The organism is Methylomonas rosea, assembly GCF_024505055.1.
GTDB classification, from domain to species: Bacteria; Pseudomonadota; Gammaproteobacteria; order Methylococcales; family Methylomonadaceae; genus Methylomonas; species Methylomonas rosea.
Window position 1 is genome coordinate 15,749 of sequence record NZ_JANIBL010000020.1, and the last position, 19,171, is coordinate 34,919.

18 protein-coding genes are annotated in these 19,171 nt (G+C 53.2%); 14 read left to right on the forward strand and 4 right to left on the reverse strand.

Annotated features, from left to right (window positions below; translation table 11 throughout):
• Window positions 1–10: 10 nt before the first annotated feature.
• The gene (locus NP589_RS08270) at window positions 11–418 is read right to left on the reverse strand and encodes a hypothetical protein (RefSeq protein ID WP_256606554.1); all 408 of its coding nucleotides are present in this window, start codon (window positions 416–418) and stop codon (window positions 11–13) included.
• Window positions 419–520: 102 nt separating this feature from the next.
• On the opposite strand from NP589_RS08270, the gene NP589_RS08275 reads away from it, so the two are divergent.
• The 3 genes from NP589_RS08275 to ppk2 are packed head-to-tail and all read left to right on the forward strand — an operon-like array spanning window position 521 to window position 4,468.
• Window positions 521–2,308, forward strand: a complete 1,788-nt coding sequence (locus tag NP589_RS08275; protein ID WP_256606555.1) for a bacteriohemerythrin — start codon at window positions 521–523, stop codon at window positions 2,306–2,308.
• A 14-nt stretch (window positions 2,309–2,322) separates the two neighbouring features.
• Entirely contained in the window at window positions 2,323–3,642 is a 1,320-nt protein-coding gene (gene nosR / locus NP589_RS08280) for a response regulator c-di-GMP phosphodiesterase, NosR family (RefSeq protein WP_256606556.1), read from the forward strand.
• A 43-nt stretch (window positions 3,643–3,685) separates the two neighbouring features.
• Complete coding sequence (gene ppk2, locus NP589_RS08285; RefSeq protein WP_256606557.1) at window positions 3,686–4,468, forward strand: polyphosphate kinase 2; 783 nt, start codon at window positions 3,686–3,688, stop codon at window positions 4,466–4,468.
• Between the two features lie 192 nt (window positions 4,469–4,660).
• Here the strand turns inward: ppk2 and NP589_RS08290 are convergent, their stop codons facing one another.
• From NP589_RS08290 to NP589_RS08300, 3 genes are all read right to left on the reverse strand, one after another.
• Window positions 4,661–5,152, reverse strand: a complete 492-nt coding sequence (locus NP589_RS08290; protein WP_256606558.1) for a DUF4240 domain-containing protein — start codon at window positions 5,150–5,152, stop codon at window positions 4,661–4,663.
• A 383-nt stretch (window positions 5,153–5,535) separates the two neighbouring features.
• Complete coding sequence (locus NP589_RS08295) at window positions 5,536–7,791, reverse strand: hypothetical protein (protein ID WP_256606559.1); 2,256 nt, start codon at window positions 7,789–7,791, stop codon at window positions 5,536–5,538.
• 57 nt (window positions 7,792–7,848) lie between these two features.
• Window positions 7,849–8,988: a hypothetical protein gene (locus NP589_RS08300; RefSeq protein ID WP_256606560.1), complete on the reverse strand. Its 1,140-nt coding sequence runs from the start codon at window positions 8,986–8,988 to the stop codon at window positions 7,849–7,851.
• Window positions 8,989–9,140: 152 nt separating this feature from the next.
• On the opposite strand from NP589_RS08300, the gene NP589_RS08305 reads away from it, so the two are divergent.
• From NP589_RS08305 to NP589_RS08355, 11 genes are all read left to right on the forward strand, one after another.
• Window positions 9,141–9,686 carry a type II secretion system protein N gene (locus NP589_RS08305; protein WP_256606561.1) on the forward strand — a complete coding sequence of 182 codons (546 nt, stop codon included), beginning with the start codon at window positions 9,141–9,143 and terminating at the stop codon, window positions 9,684–9,686.
• Window positions 9,687–9,707: 21 nt separating this feature from the next.
• Complete coding sequence (gene gspD, locus NP589_RS08310) at window positions 9,708–11,615, forward strand: type II secretion system secretin GspD (RefSeq protein ID WP_256606562.1); 1,908 nt, start codon at window positions 9,708–9,710, stop codon at window positions 11,613–11,615.
• Entirely contained in the window at window positions 11,602–13,113 is a 1,512-nt protein-coding gene (gene gspE, locus NP589_RS08315; RefSeq protein ID WP_256606563.1) for a type II secretion system ATPase GspE, read from the forward strand. The genes gspD and gspE overlap by 14 nt, the downstream gene beginning before the upstream one ends.
• Before the next feature lie 9 nt (window positions 13,114–13,122).
• The gene (gene gspF, locus NP589_RS08320) at window positions 13,123–14,334 is read left to right on the forward strand and encodes a type II secretion system inner membrane protein GspF (RefSeq protein ID WP_256606564.1); all 1,212 of its coding nucleotides are present in this window, start codon (window positions 13,123–13,125) and stop codon (window positions 14,332–14,334) included.
• A gap of 190 nt (window positions 14,335–14,524) precedes the next feature.
• On the forward strand, window positions 14,525–14,956 hold the full coding sequence (gene gspG / locus NP589_RS08325; RefSeq protein ID WP_256606565.1) for a type II secretion system major pseudopilin GspG: 432 nt from the start codon (window positions 14,525–14,527) through the stop codon (window positions 14,954–14,956).
• Window positions 14,941–15,483 (forward strand): type II secretion system minor pseudopilin GspH, encoded by a 543-nt coding sequence (gspH, locus tag NP589_RS08330; protein WP_256606566.1) that lies wholly within the window; start codon window positions 14,941–14,943, stop codon window positions 15,481–15,483. The genes gspG and gspH overlap by 16 nt, the downstream gene beginning before the upstream one ends.
• On the forward strand, window positions 15,480–15,857 hold the full coding sequence (gene gspI, locus NP589_RS08335) for a type II secretion system minor pseudopilin GspI (protein WP_256606567.1): 378 nt from the start codon (window positions 15,480–15,482) through the stop codon (window positions 15,855–15,857). The genes gspH and gspI overlap by 4 nt, the downstream gene beginning before the upstream one ends.
• The gene (gene gspJ, locus NP589_RS08340) at window positions 15,847–16,431 is read left to right on the forward strand and encodes a type II secretion system minor pseudopilin GspJ (RefSeq protein ID WP_256606568.1); all 585 of its coding nucleotides are present in this window, start codon (window positions 15,847–15,849) and stop codon (window positions 16,429–16,431) included. Before gspI ends, gspJ begins: the two co-directional genes overlap by 11 nt.
• Window positions 16,428–17,426 carry a type II secretion system minor pseudopilin GspK gene (gspK, locus tag NP589_RS08345; RefSeq protein ID WP_256606569.1) on the forward strand — a complete coding sequence of 333 codons (999 nt, stop codon included), beginning with the start codon at window positions 16,428–16,430 and terminating at the stop codon, window positions 17,424–17,426. Before gspJ ends, gspK begins: the two co-directional genes overlap by 4 nt.
• The gene (gene gspL / locus NP589_RS08350; RefSeq protein WP_256606570.1) at window positions 17,419–18,612 is read left to right on the forward strand and encodes a type II secretion system protein GspL; all 1,194 of its coding nucleotides are present in this window, start codon (window positions 17,419–17,421) and stop codon (window positions 18,610–18,612) included. Before gspK ends, gspL begins: the two co-directional genes overlap by 8 nt.
• Complete coding sequence (locus NP589_RS08355; RefSeq protein WP_256606571.1) at window positions 18,593–19,108, forward strand: type II secretion system protein M; 516 nt, start codon at window positions 18,593–18,595, stop codon at window positions 19,106–19,108. The genes gspL and NP589_RS08355 overlap by 20 nt, the downstream gene beginning before the upstream one ends.
• Window positions 19,109–19,171 lie beyond the last annotated feature (63 nt).

The following is a 19,171-nucleotide window of genomic DNA, read 5'->3' on the forward strand; positions in this document are numbered from 1 at the left end:
TAATGCATCGCTAGGGGAGCAGTTCGATATTCAGCATTGCCACCAGCGTATTGGGTTGACCTTGTAAAAACTTGATGATCTCCATGCGGGCAGCGTCTGTGGCAATGTTTCGGGCTTGCATGGCACTCAACATATTGTCGAAAGCCAGGCGCCGTTTTAGACCGGCTGCGCTTTGATCTCGCCGACAGCCGAACTCGTCCATCAGCGTGGAGCCACAGCGGCAGTTTCTGAATACTTCCACTAGAATTAAGCCGTCGTCCTCGATGGCCGATCGTAAGGATGAACGACCATGGGGCATGTCTTGGGTTTCGATAAAAAACTGCTCGGCCGAGGTATATACGTAACCGCAACTGCGGCAGGTTTTCGGAAACGTTGAGTCCAGTAAGGCGCGTAAACCGTCGAAATCTTGAATATCCATACCAATAAACCTGAGTCTTGAAAAAACCGGCAGAGTAAATGCATTGTGCCATAATGCCAGAGGTCGGTAATCAGACTTGACCCTGCTGAGAATGGATCGCGGATGAGTATTTTAACGTGGAACGACCAACTGCTGGTCGGTATAGAGAGTGTGGATAATCAGCATCGGCATCTGGTCGCGCTGATTAATCGCCTGGATGAATTAAACGCCTTGGGTGCCGACCTGCAAACCGTGTTGGAAACCGTCAAGCAGTTAGTCGATTACACCGTAGATCATTTCCAACACGAAGAGCAACTGATGATGGAGGCAGGCTTCAATCTGCGGATGCAGGCCCAGCATTGCCAGCAGCATCAAGAATTTATCGATAAAATGCAACAAGTGCATGTCGAGGCGCAATCCGATGTTTCGGTCATTTCCAAGGATCTGTTGGATTTTTTGGTCGACTGGCTTTGCCACCATATTTTAAAAACCGACAAGTTGATGGCGATCAGCCTTAATCAAGGCATCGATGCCGAGCAAGTTAGTATCGATAAGGATGAACATGTCGATATTTTACACAGCAATTTATATTCAGCTTTGCGGGAAAGCGAAGAGCGTTTCAAGGAGCTTGCCGATCATCTGCCGGCTCTGATCTGGATAACCAATGCCAAAAACCTGCCGATTTTTTGTAATCGTTTCTGGTTTAAAACGTTCAATATCCAGCGCGGTTTTGTTGACCGGCGCCAGTGGTTAAATACCATACACGCCGAGGACAGAGACAAAGTGGTGCAGGCTTATCAGCAAGCTGCGGCCGAGTTAACCAAGTTCAAAATCCAATATCGCTTATACGCACCGGACGGGGCGGTGGTGTGGATTTTGGAAACTGCGGTGCCCAGGGTGCGCAAAAGCGGCGAATTCGCCGGCTTGATGGGCTGCGGCATGGATATCAGCACGCAAAAGCAGGCGGAAAGCGCGTTGCTGAAAATCAATCAGCAACTGGAAGAGCGGGTCAGGGAGCGGACCCAGGCGTTGACAGAGGCTAATCAGACCCTGGAGCTCGAGAAAAACCAGCAAACCCTGCTTAATCAGCAACTCCAGGAAACCCAGGCTCATTTGGTGCAGTCAGAAAAGATGGCCTCGATAGGCCAATTGGCGGCTGGCGTGGCGCACGAGATCAATAATCCGCTGGGTTATATTTATTCCAACCTGAATAGCCTTAAACAATATATACAAGAACTCACCAGGGCCGCGGAGCTGGCTGAGCGTCTGGCCGGGCAATTGGCGGATAACCACCCGGATGTGCAAGCGTTTAAACAGTTTAAAACAGCGGTCGATTTGGATTTTCTGAAAGGTGATGCCGCCGATTTGGTGGAAGAGTCTCTGGAAGGTGCAAATCGCGCCAAAAAAATCGTCCAGGATTTGCGCGATTTTTCCCGGATCGATAAGCAGGGCAGGGAAATATTCGATCTGGAAGCCGGTATCGATGCTACCTTGAACATCATCAACAACGAGCTCAAATACAAAGCCGAAGTCGTCAAGGAATATGGCGGCATTAAACCTTTCGAATGTGTTGGCGCGCAACTGAATCAGGTATTCATGAATCTGTTGGTCAACGCCTCGCAAGCCATTGAGGACTTCGGCAAAATTACGGTGCGTACCGGTTATCAGGATGCCGATTGGCTGTGGGTCGAAGTGGAGGATAACGGGCAGGGAATGAACGAAGCTACCCAAGCGCGGATATTCGATCCGTTTTTTACTACCAAGCCGGTTGGTAAAGGTACCGGCCTGGGTTTGTCGTTGTCGTATAAAATCATCCAGGATCATCATGGTCGCATCGAAATAGATTCGGTAGTCGGTCGAGGAACTCGATTCCGCATTTATTTGCCGACATGTGTGCCCGCCAGTCAGTAATCATCACCGCCACTATGACTGAGTCTTCCGAAGATACCCAAGCCATTGCCAATTTATTATTCGTCGATGACGAGCCAAATGTGTTGAAGGCCTTGCGACGCTTGTTTCGCGGTGCGGAATATCAAGTCTATATGGCGGAGGGCGGAGCCGACGGTCTGGAAATTTTGGCGCAACATCCTATCGATCTGATTATCTCGGACATGCGTATGCCTCAGATGGATGGTGCGGAGTTTCTGACCAGGGCCGCCGAACGCTGGCCGGATAGCGTGCGGATTTTATTGACCGGCTATGCCGATATTGAATCGACCATCGCCGCCGTCAACAAGGGCAAGATCTACAGTTATTGCAGCAAGCCCTGGGAAGACAACGAGCTAAAAATTCTGGTGAACAACGCGCTGGAACAAAAGCGCTTGCGCGACGAGCGTCGGCGCCTGTTCGATATTATCAACCGGCAAAATCAGGAGTTAAAAGAACTGAACGCCAGCTTGGAAGACAAGGTCGAAAAGCGCACCGAACAGTTGCGGAAGTCGTTGCAGATGATCGATCAAGCCCACGATGCTTTGAAAAAACAGTATGCCGATTCGGTAAAGGTGTTCGCGAAAACCATCGAAATGCGGCCGGGAATCAAAAGCGGTCATGCCAAATATGTTGCTGAAAATGCCAGGGAAGTCGGGCGGCGGCTGGGGATGGATGCCGCCGCGCTGAAGGATTTAGTATATGCAGGGCTGTTGCTGCAAATCGGCAAAATGAGCTTGCCGGATAGTTTGCTGACCCAGTGCTTATTGAGCATGAACAGCCAGCAACGCAAACGATATTTAAACCACGCGTTGGAAGGGCAATCGCTGTTAAAAGGCCTGGAACCCCTGCATAACGCCGCCGAACTAATCGCCGCGCAATACGAGCATTTCGACGGTTCCGGTCAACCTTTGGGTTGGGTTGGTCCGGAAATACCCTTGGGTGCGAGGATACTGACCCTGGTGCGCGACTATATCAATTATCTGGACGGCTCGATCACCGGCACCGCGATGACGACCGAGCAAGTGAAAGTGCGCCTGCTGAGTAAAAAAGCCAAAGACTACGATCCGCTGGTGGTCGATACCTTCCTGGCTTTGCTCGCCGAATCGGAAACCGTCGATGAGCGGCCGATTATCGAAATTTCCTGGACCCAACTGCAACCGGGCATGGAAGCCGCCGAGATTTTTTGTAACGAGGTGCTGTATATGAAGGATCAAATTCTCAACGAAAAAAATGTCGAGGATATTCTGGAACTCAGGAAGCACAAGAAAAACCTGATTTTGCGGGTAAGAATGGGCAGTGATCATCAAAGCGGTTGATTTGGCCGGAACAGCGGAAACCATTTTAGACAGGCAGGTAAATATGAGCAAAAAACACCCACCCAAACCCGATAAACAAGTCTACAAGGACACCTTGCAGCAATTGCAGGTCGAACTGGTCAAGTTACAAAACCACATTATCAAGCATGGCGATAAAATCCTGATTATCCTGGAAGGCCGCGATGCCGGTGGTAAGGACGGCACCATCAAACGCATCATTCAGCATCTCAGCCCTAGAGAAATTCGGGTGGTTGCACTGGGCAAGCCGTCCGACCGCGACCTGAGTACCTGGTATTTTCAACGCTACACCCACCATTTGCCGGCCGCCCAGGAAATGGTCTTGTTCAACCGCAGTTGGTACAATCGCGCCGGCGTGGAACGGGTGATGGGCTTTTGCAACGATGACGAATATCACGAGTTCATCGAAACCGTCGCCCATTACGAACAACTGTTGGTGCGCTCCGGCATCAAGTTGCTGAAATACTATCTGGACATCAGTAAAGCCGAGCAAAAAGAACGCTTAAAGCAACGCCAGAAAGATCCGCTGAAACAATGGAAAATCAGCCCCATCGACAAGGAAGCCCAGAAACACTGGCAGCAATACAGCGAAGCCCGCAACATCATGTTTGCCAGAACCCACCATCTATCGGCGCCCTGGACCATCGTCAGGTCGGACGATAAACAATCCGCCCGGATCAATATCATCAAGGATTTATTGTTTCGTTTGGATTACAAGGGCAAGGACGAAGCACTGGTCTTGCCGGATGCGAATATCGTGTTTAATTACGAAGAAAGCTATTTGCACAATGGCATGATTGCGCCGTGAGGTTTAGGCAGGAAAGGAGTTGGATGGGCGATAAATGCCTATACGCGCCAAACTGAGTAAGCCGTATTCAAAAGGGTGGGAAAGACTTTTCTGCCCACCATTTCGCACGATTGCTTTAATTCCGCGTGGGCACAAAAACCGTGCCCTCCCGACTGCAAGCGTAGCGTGCTGGCGGCCCGGTTGAGAGCCACGTTATGCGAATTTTTCCGCGAGTTGCGGATAGAGCTCATAGACTTTGTCTTCATCCCATTCTTGGCCAGATGGTTCATCGGGATGGGGACTTTCGCGATTGACGGCTGACCCCACGGCGGTCTTGACACCGTCTGTCACAGCATACTGATAGCCCTCATAGAACCATGCGTCTTCGTCAAAATCTTCCGCGGCCAATGACTCAGGATCTGCGAGTGCGCGCTCAAATGCAGTGCTACCGCGAGAAATAAGTGAGGCTCGAAAATCAGAAAAGGTGTCGTCGCCGCAGCCACCGTTGATGACATATGCCGCGCCCCACAACGGCCACGAATAGGCACGATCCATCATTGCACGGAAAAGAGTCGAAAATGCTCTCGCATCATCCTTGGATAGTTTGGAAAGTGCTGTGCGAATCAACTCGCATTTCTCATCCATATCGCCGTTAGATTGCTCGTGTGCGGAGCCGATGATCGTCCAGAATTTCATTTCATCCATAAGCACCTCCTTGAGTGCGCATAACGATAAGGGTAATTTGACGGCAAAAGAGCCTAGCGACAAAAGGAGCGCAGCTTTTGCCGGTCAAGTTGACCCGCTAGTTAGCACTCATTTTGTGACTTCTGCTGAATAATGCTCAGTGTGCTGATCGGAAAGCAGTTCAACCTTCAAACTATAGCCCACAAGCTCTGGATTATCTGATGGGACAACGATTCTGAATCGGCTTGAACCAAGCCGCGCCTGTTGCCGATGTATCACGAGCTACTAGGGCCGTAGGGTGGATGACGCTGCGCTTATCCCCCTACACTTCTAAGATTGGCGGAACCGGAGCAACTACTTGATAACACAATCGCCCCGGTTCCGAACTTTCTACAAGGAAATCCTTACTTAGCTGGCTCCACAGGTTTAGCCGGAGCTGCTGCCGGAGCAGGTGCTTCCACTTTAGCCACCGCCGCTTTTTCCTCAACTTGCGCCGCTTTTTCCGGTTCTTGCTGAGGTCCGATATAGCCTTTATGCCAGGCATAGGCCGCGCCGGCCAGCAGGATCAGCAAAAACATATAGCTTTGCCAATGGCTTTTCTTTTCGCCGAACGGATCGACCATTTGCATTTCCGCGTCTTTCGGTAATTTGGCGACGCCGGTCAACAAGCGGCCGAAGGGGATGTTGATAAAGGCCTTGGCGTTCACCGCCCAGCCGCAGGCATCCAGTACCGGCGCCAGATTGCGTTGGCGCAGTTTCAAATAAGCGATAAACATCGACGGGCCGGAAATCGCCAGCATCACGCCGATGATGGCCAGCGGCATTTGCCACCAAACCAAGCCCATGAAGCTGCTCATCACGGCGGCCAGTGCGGTGCCGATTGCGCCGATTGCCAAACCGATGGCGGCGAAAATACCGGCGAACTTGCCTACATCAAACGGTGCCGGCGGTTCCTTGCCTTGTCCGGCCTGCGCACCGGCGTCGGAAATGCCTTTAAAGGTGTTTTCATGCGCTGCTTTGTCGCGGGCCGACGCGCTTTTTTCCAGTTGTTCGTTAATCATCCGCGCTACCCGTTTGTAGGGTGCCCAGAATGCTTCTTTGATACTGATCGGGTTTTCGATGATCTTGACGATGGTTGCGTCCCAATCCAGGCCGTTGCGGTCGTAAAACACGCCGTTGCGGCCGACGCGCAAATTGTCACTGTCGCCGCCGGTTACGGCTGCGGCAATGGTCAGCGTTTCGTTACTGCCTTGGCGGCGACAGACGCAGTAGGCCAGAAAGATTTTGCTCAGTTCTGCCAGTTTGCTGTGGCTGTCCACGTCATCGACTTTGACGCACAATTGGCAGCTTCTGCCGTCCAGGTACAAGGTACCGGCCTGGAATATGGCGTGCGGTTCGGCACTGTAAAAGTCGCGAAAGGACACGAAGTTATTTAATAAGGTGTACAGATCACGGTAGTAATGCAGCAAGCGCACGACTGAATCTATGGCTTTGGCGTGTGGTTCCAGCGCCAGATCCTGTTCGATCAAGCCGGTCAATTTGGCTTGCGCATCGCTTTGTAACAGGGTTTTGATGCGCTCTAGTCCCAAACCTTCCACGGCGTTTGCCGGTTTTTTCTGCAACCAGGCTTGGTAATCAGCGAATTGTCCGATCACGCTTTGCCATTGCGTATAAGACAAGCTGTCTGCCGCGCCCAACAACGGTGCCAGCACCAAGGTTTTTAACTGTTCTACCGCAGCGCGCCAAGCCGGATTCAAGCCGGCATTCAAGGGCAAACTGCCGCCGGCGACGATAGCGGCCAGCGGCAATTTAGCCAACTCTTCGCTGGTGGTGGATAAGTCGATGCCGGCCAGTTGCTCGTAGCGGCTGTCGGCCGGGTTCAACAACTCAGTCGCGCCGGTGTCGAACTCCGCCAGTTGGCAGCGGGTAAAAAAGTCGTCGATTTTCGGTTTTAATTGCGCCAGCAACGCTGCCGCCGCTTCGGTGTCGGCGATTTGATTACGAATCCGCACGGCTTCGGCGTCGCTCTGTTGCCACCAATCGAAATAAGCGCCGGCCTCCTTGAAAAATTGCTCGATTTTTTCCAGATTAATGCCAGGCTCGCCGCAACGATCCTGAATTTCGCCCAAACAGGCGATGATGTCGGTGATAGCTTGCTGGCCGGCCTCGTCGCCGGCGGCTTTAACCGGAATAATGCCATCGCCGTTGAATTGGGTGTTGGCGAAGATCTTGGTCATATCAGCCAGATCGTCGGTGGTGATTGCCGTTGCATCCGCCTTGCCCAGGTTTTTTAATATCTCGACGGCGGAAGCCAGTAGTTGTTGACCTTCCTCATCTTGATCGTTAATCGCCGCCAGCGGCAGGGTGGTGTTTTGTTGAATCAAATCGGCCGGGTTTTTCAGCACTTTACTCACCCAACGTACCGCTTCGATCACTTCGTTGGCTCTGATGCGGCCATCGTTATCGGTATCCAGCAGCGCCAGGGTTTGGTTGTCGAAGAACAAGCCATGAGTCGGGCAACTCAGCGCCGCCCATAGTTTCTGATCCAGTTCCGGCAGTCCGATTAAATCGCTACCGCGTTTCAATTCAACCTGATCGAAACCGCCGAGTCTGGCAAACCGCCATTTTTCGGCAACGTTACGGCTGGATATGGGCGTCATTTTGTGTCTCCTGAGTTGAGTGGTTTTTGTTATGCTTATCACGAAATTTCGCTAGTTTTACAGACTTGGGTCGCTTGACGCAACTTGCTTTATTGGGTTGCAGGCCGGGCAGGAGACTTGCAATAACTCGCCGCTATGTCTATGCCTTAAAGGGCGGGCACGGCCGTCCAATTGGTTCATGTCTTGGTACAAACGGTTTTCGTGATTGATCACTTCGCGTTCGTGCTCGAATGGATACAGGGTTTGGGCCATGCCGCCGCCATCGATAAAATGTTGGCTGTCCAGCAACATCAATTTGGCATGCAGCAATTCATGCAGTAAGGCGTCGGCGGGCGAGATGCTGCATGCCGGCGTGCTGTCGCAGCCCGGATCGTTCAGCAACTGCGCGCCTAAGCGGGTATCGAAATAAATCGTCACGCTATCTACCCCAAATTGATTGCCAAAGGCCTGAGTTTGCCAGGTGTTTTGCTTGTATTTAAGTATGAGTTTTTGGCCGCGCAGTTCGCTGAGCAAATTCACGGCTTGCGGGTAGTGGGAAAAATAGTCGGCCATTAGCGCTAAGTCGGCACCGATATTAGCCGGATCGGCGGACTCGGCCTGATAGATGTCGCTTAGAAAATTAAAGATTTCCGTTTTCGCCAGCGGGTCGCTGTTCAGCGTGGCCTGTTTTTGGCTGTAGGCGGCCATCACTTCTGCGGCGCTGGGCGGTTTCCGCAGACGTAAACGAATCGTCGATGCCCCATCCTTATCGACCGACAACTTGACCTGCATAGGGTTGACCGGCTCGGCCAGTTGGCTGGCAACCGCTTGCACGGCATTGACCGGCTGTAAATCGTTGGCGGTTACCATGCGCGAAGAACCCATCATGCCGATGCAAAAACTCAACACCAGACTGACTTCACGGCGGCGGTTATGCAGGATAGAGCTATCGTCGCGCTGCCGGCTGTCTTCCTTTAAATAAACACCGTAGCGTAGGGCGATGGCCGCCAATTCGGCAAAAGCAGCTTCGGCATCGCGGCTCAGGCCGGCTTGGCAGACCAGGGCCGGTTTGCCGCCGATTAAGCAAGGATGCAGGAAGTTGCGTTCTAGCGGTTGTTGCAAATACCAGCGATTTAAATCGCCGGCTAATCTATCGATTTCCCCGATGCGGCTCGCTGCGCCGCCAAAGGCCTGTTCCAGGGTTGATAGTCCGTTCATGGGTTTTTTTGATTCGGTTGGTTTCATGTCTGCCCGCCAACTCTAACAGCGCTTGGGGGCAGCCGGCAAGTCAGCCGCTAGCTTGAATTGGGTGGTGCCGGCCAGGCTGGTTTTGTCATAAAACAGTCATGTTTTTCCAGCATAATCGAATCATGATGAAATTTGCGGGTTTTTCAAGATTGGCTTTCGATTTGAAAGCAGCGGAGCAAGGAGTGGCTGGTGGCGCTTATCTGCAATGGCTTGCCACAGCCTTGGCTGCGGTTTATTTGCTTGGGGTGTTGTATGTAAATTTGTCCGCCGCGTTGGCGGATGTAGACCGGGTTGCGACAGAGGCTGCGGCATCGCTGCCCACTGAAACAGCTGCGCAAAATCCACCCTTGGATTTGTCGGAAATCGGTACCTGGCATTTGTTCGGGCAAAGCCCGGAGAGCGTATCGGGCAAGGACTCCGTTGCGGAGACGCAATTACAGCTCAAACTGCTGGGCATCATGTTTTTATCCAAGAACCCGGAAAATGCCAGCGGCATCATTCAAGCCGACGACGGCCAGCAAAAGAAATATAGGCTGGGCGACGAGCTGCCCGGCGGTGCGGTGTTGCAGGCTGTCGAAGCAGACAGGGTTTTGCTAAAGCGTGGCGAACGCCAGGAATCCTTGTTATTGAAAAAAGATAGCGTCCGCGCGTCAAGCGCCGCCGAATAACTCCTCCCTTGTAAACTGCAAATGAAAACACGCTTGTTGATCGGCTTGCTGCTGGCCATTTTCTGCCCGATGCTGCTGGCGGAAAAAGACGAATTCTCGCTGAATCTGAAAGATGTCGATATTCGTGCGCTGATCGAAACGGTTGCCGATGTCACCGGTAAAAATTTTATTATCGATCCGCGCATCACCGGCAATATCTCGGTGGTGACCTCCACACCAATGAAGTCCGCCCAGGTTTACGATGTATTTCTGTCCATATTAAAGGTGCATGGTTACTCGGCGATTCCGAACGGCAATGTGGTGAAGATTATTCCCAACGTCACCGCCAAACAGGACGGCGAAGAAAGCGAGTTGCGCGGCAATCCGCAGAACGGCGACGAGCAACTCACCCGAGTATTGCAGGTGCATCACGTCGATGCGACGCAACTGGTGCAGACCCTGTTGCCCTTGATGCCGCAATACGCGTTTATCGGTGCGGTGCCGGAAAGTAACACCGTGATCCTGTCCGATACCGCCGCCAACGTTAAACGCTTGGCGGCGATGATCAAGCAAATCGATAAAAGCGATTTGCAAAATATAGAAATCATCAATTTGCGGCACGCCAATGCCGCCGATTTGATTCAGCCGTTGAACACGCTGATTACCGGCAACAATGCCGGTAAAACCACACCGGTCGCACCGCCGATGGTGGCCGACGAACGCTCCAATTCCATCATCCTCGGCGGCGATCCGGAGGTTCGTTTGCAGATGCGGGCCTTGATCGCCAATCTGGATACGCCCATAGAAAAAGCCGGTAATACAGAAGTTATTTATATGCGATATGCGGTAGCCAAGGAATTGGTGGAAACACTGACCGGGGTGGGGTCTTTAAAGGACGAAAAAGCCGACCAACCTAAAACTAAAGCTACCACCAGCAAGGACTTTGATGTTCGGGCGGACGAGGCGGCCAACGCGCTGATTATCACCGCGCCGCACGATTTGATGCTGACCTTGAAATCGGTGGTCAGACAATTGGATGTGCGCCGCGCACAAGTGCATATCGAAGCGATTATTGCCGAGGTCAGCTACGACAAATCGCAGAATATCGGCGTCGAATGGCAAACCAAGGAAGACGGCAGCGTGTTTGCAGCGAGCAGAAAAGGCGAAGGCAATTCTTTGAATCTATCGCAATTTATTACCTCCGCCGGCAAAGGCTTAAGCATCGGCTATCTGGCCGGTAGCGAGTTAAAAGCTTTGCTGACCGCCTTTGCCAACGATACCGACGTCAATGTGTTGTCCACGCCGTCGCTGGTGACGATGGACAACGAAGAAGCCAGCATGATCGTCGGCCGTAACATCCCATTAACTACCGGTCAGTACACGCCGTCGGTTGGCGGCAGCCTGAGTACGCCGTTTCAAACCATCCAGCGCGAAGACATCGGTATCAAACTCAAGGTTTTGCCGCAGATCAACGAAGGCAACGCGGTCAAATTGAAAGTTGCGCAAGAGGTCTCCAGCGTCGTGCAGGGCACGACTGGGGCGGATTTGCAGACCAATAAGCGCAAGATCGAAACCAGCGTATTGGTCGATGACGGCAAGGTCTTGGTATTGGGCGGCTTGATAGAAGACGACATCACCGAAACAGTGGATAAGGTGCCGCTGTTGGGGGATATTCCGTATCTGGGCTATTTGTTCCAAACCAATTCGACGACCATCACCAAAAAGAATCTGATGGTGTTTTTGCGTCCGCAAATCATCAGGGATGCGGGTAAATCCAGCGGCTTAACCCACGATAAATACAACTATATCCGCGACAAGCAGCAAGAGTTTAACGAGGACGGCGTGTTGTTGATGCCGGAGCAAAAGCAGCCCTTGCTGGATAACTTACCGGACGAGAATTCGACTGTGCAGGATGACCGCGGAGAGGCTGGCGGCAATGGCAAACGCTGAACCGACAGCGCCAGTACCGACCGATAACAGGCTGCCGTCATACGGCTTTGCCAAACGCCACGGCGTGATCGTTGCGGAATGTTCCGCGCAGCAGGCGCGCATCGTCTATCAACCTAAAGCCTCGGTAACGGCCTTGCTGGAAACCCGGCGCTTCGTGGCCAGGCCGGCCAGTTTCGAAGCGGTCGACACAGAAGAATTCGAGCGCTTGCTGCAAGCAGTTTACGAACACAAAACCGGCCACGCCCAACAGATGGTCGATGATATGCAGGACAATCTGGATTTGTCCGAGATGGCCCAGCATTTGCCCAAGCCGGAAGACTTACTGGAAAGCGAAGACGAAGCGCCGATCATCCGCTTGATCAATGCACTGCTCACAGAAGCCATCAAGGAAAACGCCTCGGACATTCATATCGAGTCCTACGAAAAACGCATGGTGGTGCGGTTTCGGGTGGACGGCACCTTGCGGGAAATCATCGAGCCGCAACGCGAATTTGCGCCGATGGTGATTTCCCGGCTTAAAGTGATGGCCAAGCTGGACATCGCCGAGAAGCGCTTGCCTCAGGATGGTCGTATCTCCTTGAATATTGGCGGCCGCACCGTGGACGTGCGGGTATCGACCTTGCCTTCCGGTCACGGCGAGCGCGTGGTGTTGCGTTTGCTGGATAAGCAGGCTAATCAGTTAAGTCTTAAGCAAGTCGGCATGTCGGATTACGAGCTGAACAGTATTCAGCAGATGATCGCCCGCCCGCATGGCATCATTCTGGTGACTGGGCCTACCGGTTCCGGGAAAACCACCAGTTTGTATGCGGTGGTTAACCAACTGAATCAACGCAGTCGCAATATTCTCACTGTCGAAGACCCTATCGAATATTACCTGGACGGCGTCGGCCAAACTCAGGTCAATGCCAAGGTGGATATGACCTTTGCCAAGGGTTTGCGGGCGATTCTGCGGCAGGACCCGGACATCGTGATGGTCGGCGAGATTCGCGATCGGGAAACCGCCGAGATTGCCGTGCAGGCCAGTTTGACCGGCCACTTGGTGCTATCGACCTTGCACACCAACACCGCCGTGGGAGCCATCACCCGGCTACGCGACATGGGCATAGAGCCTTTTTTATTGGCATCCAGTTTGGTCGGCGTGATTGCACAACGCCTGGTACGCAAACTGTGTCCGCATTGCAAAAAGCCGGAGCAGGTGCCGACACAGGATTTAGCCAAGCTGGGTTATCGCAATGAAACCGGCGAGCCAGTGACCGTTTATCAAGCCCAAGGCTGCCCACAGTGCCATAACCACGGCTACAAGGGCCGGGCCGGCATATTCGAAATGATCATGCTGGATAGCGCGATGCAACAGTTGATCCACGATGGTGCCGGCGATTTGGAGCTGGAACGACATGCACGACTGACCTCGCGCAGTATTCAACAAAGCGCGCTGGAAAAAGTGCTGAACGGCGACACCAGCATCGACGAAGCGATCCGCATTACCTTAAAGGATTGAGGAACTGCCATGGCGGTCTTCGAATATCAAGCTTTGAACAATAAGGGCAAGTCGGTTAAAGGCACGCTTGAAAGCGATACCATCAAAACTGCCCGCCAGCAATTGAAGGCCAATGATCTAACCCTGCTCGACATTCAGGAAGTTCTTAAAAAAGAACGTAGCGGTCAGTCGCCCTTGTTGGCGCAAAACATCGGCATGCGCGCGCTGGCGCATATCACCCGGCAGTTGGCCGCTTTGTTGAAGTCCGGCCTGGCGATAGACGAAGCGCTGGGCATTATCGCCCGGCAACTGGAGTCGGCAAGGGCCAGGCGTATCTTGCTGGCGATCAGAAGCCGAGTTCTGGAAGGGCAAAGTCTGGCCGTGGCCTGTCAGGCATTTCCAAGTACCTTTCCGCCCTTGTACCGCGCCACCATCGAAGCCGGCGAATCTTCGGGCAAGCTGGATCAGGTGCTGGAAAAGCTGGCCGATTATTTAAGCGACAAAGGCCAACTGCATCGCAAGTTGCAGATGGCGATGATTTACCCGGTGTTGTTGTCGTCCGTGTCTGTGTTGGTAGTCATCGGCTTGCTGGCGTATGTAGTGCCGGAAATTACCGGCGTCTTCGACAAAATGGGCCATGAATTGCCGACTATTACCCAAGCGCTGATTAGCTGCAGTGATTTTTTGCAGAGCAATGGTTTACTGCTGTTGATCATCGCCGTGGCCTTGTCCGTGGCCGCGAAGCTGATTTTGCGCCAGGAACGGCCGCGCATGCTGTTTCACCGTTGGCTTTTGACCATGCCGATTACCGCCCGCTTTTCCAAGGGCTTGAACACCGCCCGTTTTACCCGCACGCTGGCGATTTTGACCAATAGCGGCGTCGAGTTGCTGGAAGCATTAAAAATCTCCAGTCAGGTGTTGTCCAACAATGCGATGCAACAGGCGGTCGCTCATACCGCGATTCGGGTGAGGGAAGGGCAGAGTTTGAATAAGGCGCTGGAAGCCAGCGGCTTTTTCCCGCCAGTGACGATACATTTGGTTGCCAGTGGCGAAGCCAGCGGGCAATTGCCGCGCATGTTGGAAAGCGCCGCCGACGATCAGGAGCGCGATATTCAGGCCCTGACTGAACTAACCATGGGTTTATTCGAACCAGCCTTGATTTTGTTCATGGGCTTGGTGGTGCTGACCATCGTACTGGCGATTCTGTTACCGATATTTGAAATGAACCAGCTGATCAGATAAGCGTTTTGTCATACGCCTGTCACGTTGGCTTCTTAATCTTATCAATGTAGGTTGGGTTGGCCTGATAGGGCGTAGCCCGACAACTCGAAGTCGACATGTTGGGTTACGGCTAACGCCTAACCCAACCTACGTAAGATTTATTGCACCGTATTCTCAAGGGGTGCATCAACCCAAGCTACTTTAGACCGCTATGAGCAATAAAAAACAGCAAGGCTTTACCCTGATCGAAGTGATGATTGTGGTGGTAATTTTGGGTATCTTGGCGTCCATCGTCGTACCGAAAATCATGGGCAGACCGGACGAAGCCCGCGCCACCCGCACCTTGCAAGACATCAGAGCCATCAGCGCCGCGCTGGATCTGTATCGCCTGGATAACTTCAGCTATCCCACCACCGACCAAGGTCTGGAAGCTTTGGTACACAAGCCGGCCAATCTGCCGCAAGGCGCGCATTGGAAGCAGGGTGGTTATCTGGATCAACTGCCGGCCGATGCTTGGGGCAAACCGTATTTTTATATGCAACCCGGCGCGCACGGCGAATTTGATTTGTATTCTTTCGGTGCCGACGGTTTGGAAGGCGGTAGCGAAGCCGGCGCGGACATCACCAATTGGGCGCAAAAATAAGTCAGCTTAAGGGCTTGAACGCCAGCGGCTTCACGCTTATCGAGCTATTGATTGCGATGGTCCTGATCGGGCTGATGAGCAGCATGGCGATGCTGGCGATGGGCAATACCGATAACAGCAAGCAGCAACAATTGGAAATTCAGCGGCTGGCAAAATTGCTGGAGCTGGTAGAGCAGGAAGCGATGATACGCGGTGACAGTATCGGTCTGGAATTGGTGGGGCAAGGTTATCGTTTCCTGTCGCCGGCCCAAGGCAAGTGGCAGCCGGAGAATACTGATGCGGTCTTTAGACAGCGGGATTTACCAACAGGCATGAGCTTGTCTTTAACCTTGGACGAAAAGCCGGTGTATCTGCATAACCGTTTCGGCGGCAACGTGCATCCCGAGCCGCAGATTGTATTTACTCCGGACGGGGCCACCGATGTGTTCCAAATTGCTTTGGATTTAGCAAAAAGCGATCTGCGGTTTTGGCTGAGCAATACCGTGGACGAGGGCTTGGCGGTTTCCAGCGTCGCCATCAAGCCATGAAATATTCCGGCGACGGCGGCTTTACGTTGTTGGAAGTGCTGATTGCGTTGGCTCTGTTAGCCATCCTGATGGCCGGATTGATCAAAATTACCGCCGACAACACCAAGAATCTCTGGTATCTGGAAAACAAAACGATAGCCGCGACGATAGCGGCTAATCATGCGTTGCAATTGCGCTTGGCTACCGAAAAGCCGGAAAACCAGGATGGCTGGGAAGAGATGGCGGGCCGGCGCTGGTATTGGCAAGCCAAGCGCGGCGTGACGCCGAGTATCGGCGGTTCTGTTTGGGATTACCGGATAGAAGTGTTTTTGGAGGGTGATAAGTCGCCTTACGCCGGTTTGCTTAGTTATATCCCGCTCGGTCATGACCAGTAGGGCCGCAACAACGCGTGGCTTTACCTTGCTGGAAATCCTGATCGCCATGGCCGTATTTGCGATCATGGCGGCAATGGCCTACGCCGGTTTGAGTGCGGTGCTGGATGTCAGAGCGGGAACTGAAAAACGTTCGGACAGCATGGCGGAACTGCAGCAAACCTTGTATTTGCTTAACGAAGACCTGACCCAAGCCTTGCCGCGTTCTATTCGGGACGAGTTCGGCAGCGAACAGCCGGCGTTTTCCGGCGGCAACGGCGAGGACTTGTTGACCTTGACGCGCAACGTGCCGGAATGGTCGGAATTGGCGATGCGCAGTCAGCTGCAACGAGTTAGTTATCGTCTGGAAAATGGTAGTTTGTACCGGCAGGTCTGGACTGTATTGGATCGTACCCAGCAGACGCAATTTCGCCGGAAAAAATTGCTGAACGTCGCGGCGCTTGATTTGCGTTTTTACGGCAGCGACTGGACTACGCATTGGCCGGCTGACGGCAGCGGCTTACCCAGAGCTGTGGAAGCTAATTTTAACTTGGCCGGCTTGGGCGAAATCCGCCGGCTATTTCTGGTGCGGGAATGAGTTTATTAACCCGGCCCTTAAATTCCCTGTCTTCGCGGGAGCGACGATATTTAAAGGCCGGGTTAATAGTACATCAGCGGCAGTGCGGGATAGCGTTGATCACCGTCATGCTGATACTGGCTATCGCCACGGTAGCGGTCGTGTCCATGTCCAGCGCGCGGCAACTGGATATTCGCCGCACCGAAAATCAGCTGCGCAGCGCGCAAGCCTGGGAGTATGTGTACGGTTTGGAAACTTGGGCCATTGGCCGGCTGGCTGCAGACACCACGGCCGGTAAAGTAGATGGTTTGGCTGAAGATTGGTCTATACCGTTGGCAAGGACAAGCGTGGTCGGCGGCACGATGCAAGCGCAGATTGAGGATTTGCAGGGGCGGATCAATCTGAACAACCTATTGGTCGAGGGCAAAATTTCCAAGGACGATGTCAAGCGCCTGGAGCGCTTGCTGGCAATTCTAAAACTGAAAACCGAGCTGGTGCAGGCGATAAGCGATTGGGTCGATGCGGATATGGATGTCAGCTATCCGCACGGTGCGGAAGATGAAACCTATACCCGGCTGAAGCCGGCCTACCGTGCCGCGAACCGGCAATTTGCCGATGTCAGCGAGTTGCTGTTGGTACAAGGCGTGACGCGCGAGACCTATCTGAAATTGCTGCCCTATGTCTACGCAGTGGACGGCTACGCGCCGCTGAATATCAACACCGCCAGTGCCACCGTGTTGCGCTGTTTGGCCGACGACATCAGCGCCGATCAGGCGGAATCGATGTTCAGGGCCCGAGGTAAGCCTTTCGCAAAAGTCGCGGAATTTTTAAAGGATGAAACGGTTGCCGATGCCGGCATCGGTAAATATGGCTTGGGCGTCAGTTCGCAAAATTTTTTATTACAAGGGCAAATCGATATGGGTAAAACCCATCTGCTGTTTGAGTCGCAATTGCAGCGCGATAGTGGTGGCGCGCGAGTGGTGAAGCGGCAGCGCCAGGGCTTGGCGCATGGCTGAAAAACTACTGGTCAGATTCGGCGCTGGGTCCGCCGACCATCTGGAATGGTTGAGTCTTGCCGAGCCTGATAGTCAGCCGGCGTCCGGCACGATGGCCGAGTTGGCAATGGCTGCACAGGGTAAGTCTTTACTGCTGCTGGTGCCTGCCGCTTTGGTGTTATTGCTGGGAATTGAGCTGGCGGTTAAAAACGCGGCGCAACTGAAAAAAGCCCTGCCGTTTGCGTTGGAAGACCTGCTGGCTGAGGATGTAGAAAATTATCATCTGGTTTGGCTAAAGCAAGATCGGGACAAACTTGCCGTGGCCGCTGTTACGCACGAAACATTAACGGCGTGGCTTGCGCCGTTCCGCGAGGCCGGTTTAGCGCTGGAAGCTGCGTATCCGGAAAGCTTGTGCCTGCCGTATAAGCCTGGACAAGGTACTTTGTTGATCGAAGGCAGCAATGCCATTCTGCGCAGCGCGGCCTATCTTGGCGGCGGCGTGGATGCGGAGTTTCTGCCGCAGCTGCTGGAAAAAGCCCGTGCCGAAGGCGCCGATTTCGAGACTTTGCGGATATGCAAAAGTAGTGAAGAAACCAGTCTGGCGAATGATTTTCCGAATACGGGTTTGGAAATAGCTATCGACAAGCCTTTGCACTTCATGGCGAGCGCCGCCGAGTTATTGCCGGCCGAGCTGAATTTGTTGAGCGGTGCCTATACCGTCAGCCGCCGACAAATAGGCCGTTGGCAACAGTGGCTGCCGGCAGCAATTATTTTGTCATTGGCCTTGGCGGTGCAGAGCTACGCCTTATTGCATACGTATTGGCAACAACAAGCCGAGCTAGGCGCGTTGGAAGTCAAAACCCAAGACCTGTTCAAACAGACCTTTCCCGATGTGAAACGCATTGTCAATGTCAAGGCTCAAGCCGATCAACAACTGGCGCAACTTAGAAAACAACAGGATTTTGCCGGCAGCAGCTTTATGCGGCTAATTTACCGTTCCGGCTTGGTGTTGAAAGACACGCCAGCCGTGCACTTGAAAAAGTTCAATTTCCTGAACGGCGGTTTGCAGTTACATCTGCTTGCCGACGACATCGGCCAGCTGGAGCAATTCAAACAGCAGTTGCAAAGCACGGTGCAGGTCAGAATTCAATCGGCCGACAGCGGCGCAAACGGCGTGGAGGCGCAACTTGAGATTCGCGAAAAATGACATATCGCAACGTTTTGCCGACTTAACGCCCAGAGAGCGAGTACTGGCGGTGGGCGGTTTGTTGGGCGTGCTGGTGTATGGCGCTTACCTGCTGTTTTACCAACCAATCGCCGAACAGAGCCGCTTGCTGACGCAAAAAATCCAGTCGCAACGGCAAATCTATACCTACTTACAACAAGTCGGCAACGAAGCGGCGGCTTTGCGGCAGCAGGCTACGGGCGACGCGCCGACGCTGGATGGTGCGAACCAATCGCCGATGGCGGTAGTCGATTTCAGCAGCCAACAGCTGGACATAAAGCCGGCCATCAAACACCTGTCGCCGGAAGGCGAGGATAAAGTCAGCGTCTGGCTGGAGCATCTGCCTTTCGACCAACTCATGTCCTGGCTGGCGATTCTGGAAAGCAAACACCGCTTGCAAGTGCTGCAAATCGAAGTCGAAAAGCCGGCCGATGCTGAGGGTATCGTTAATGCCAAAGTCTTGCTGGGCGTGGTTTAGCCGCCCTCAGGTATCGTCGCTCCCGCGCAGGCGAGAGCCTATTTGCCGCCGCTGATTCGCTAC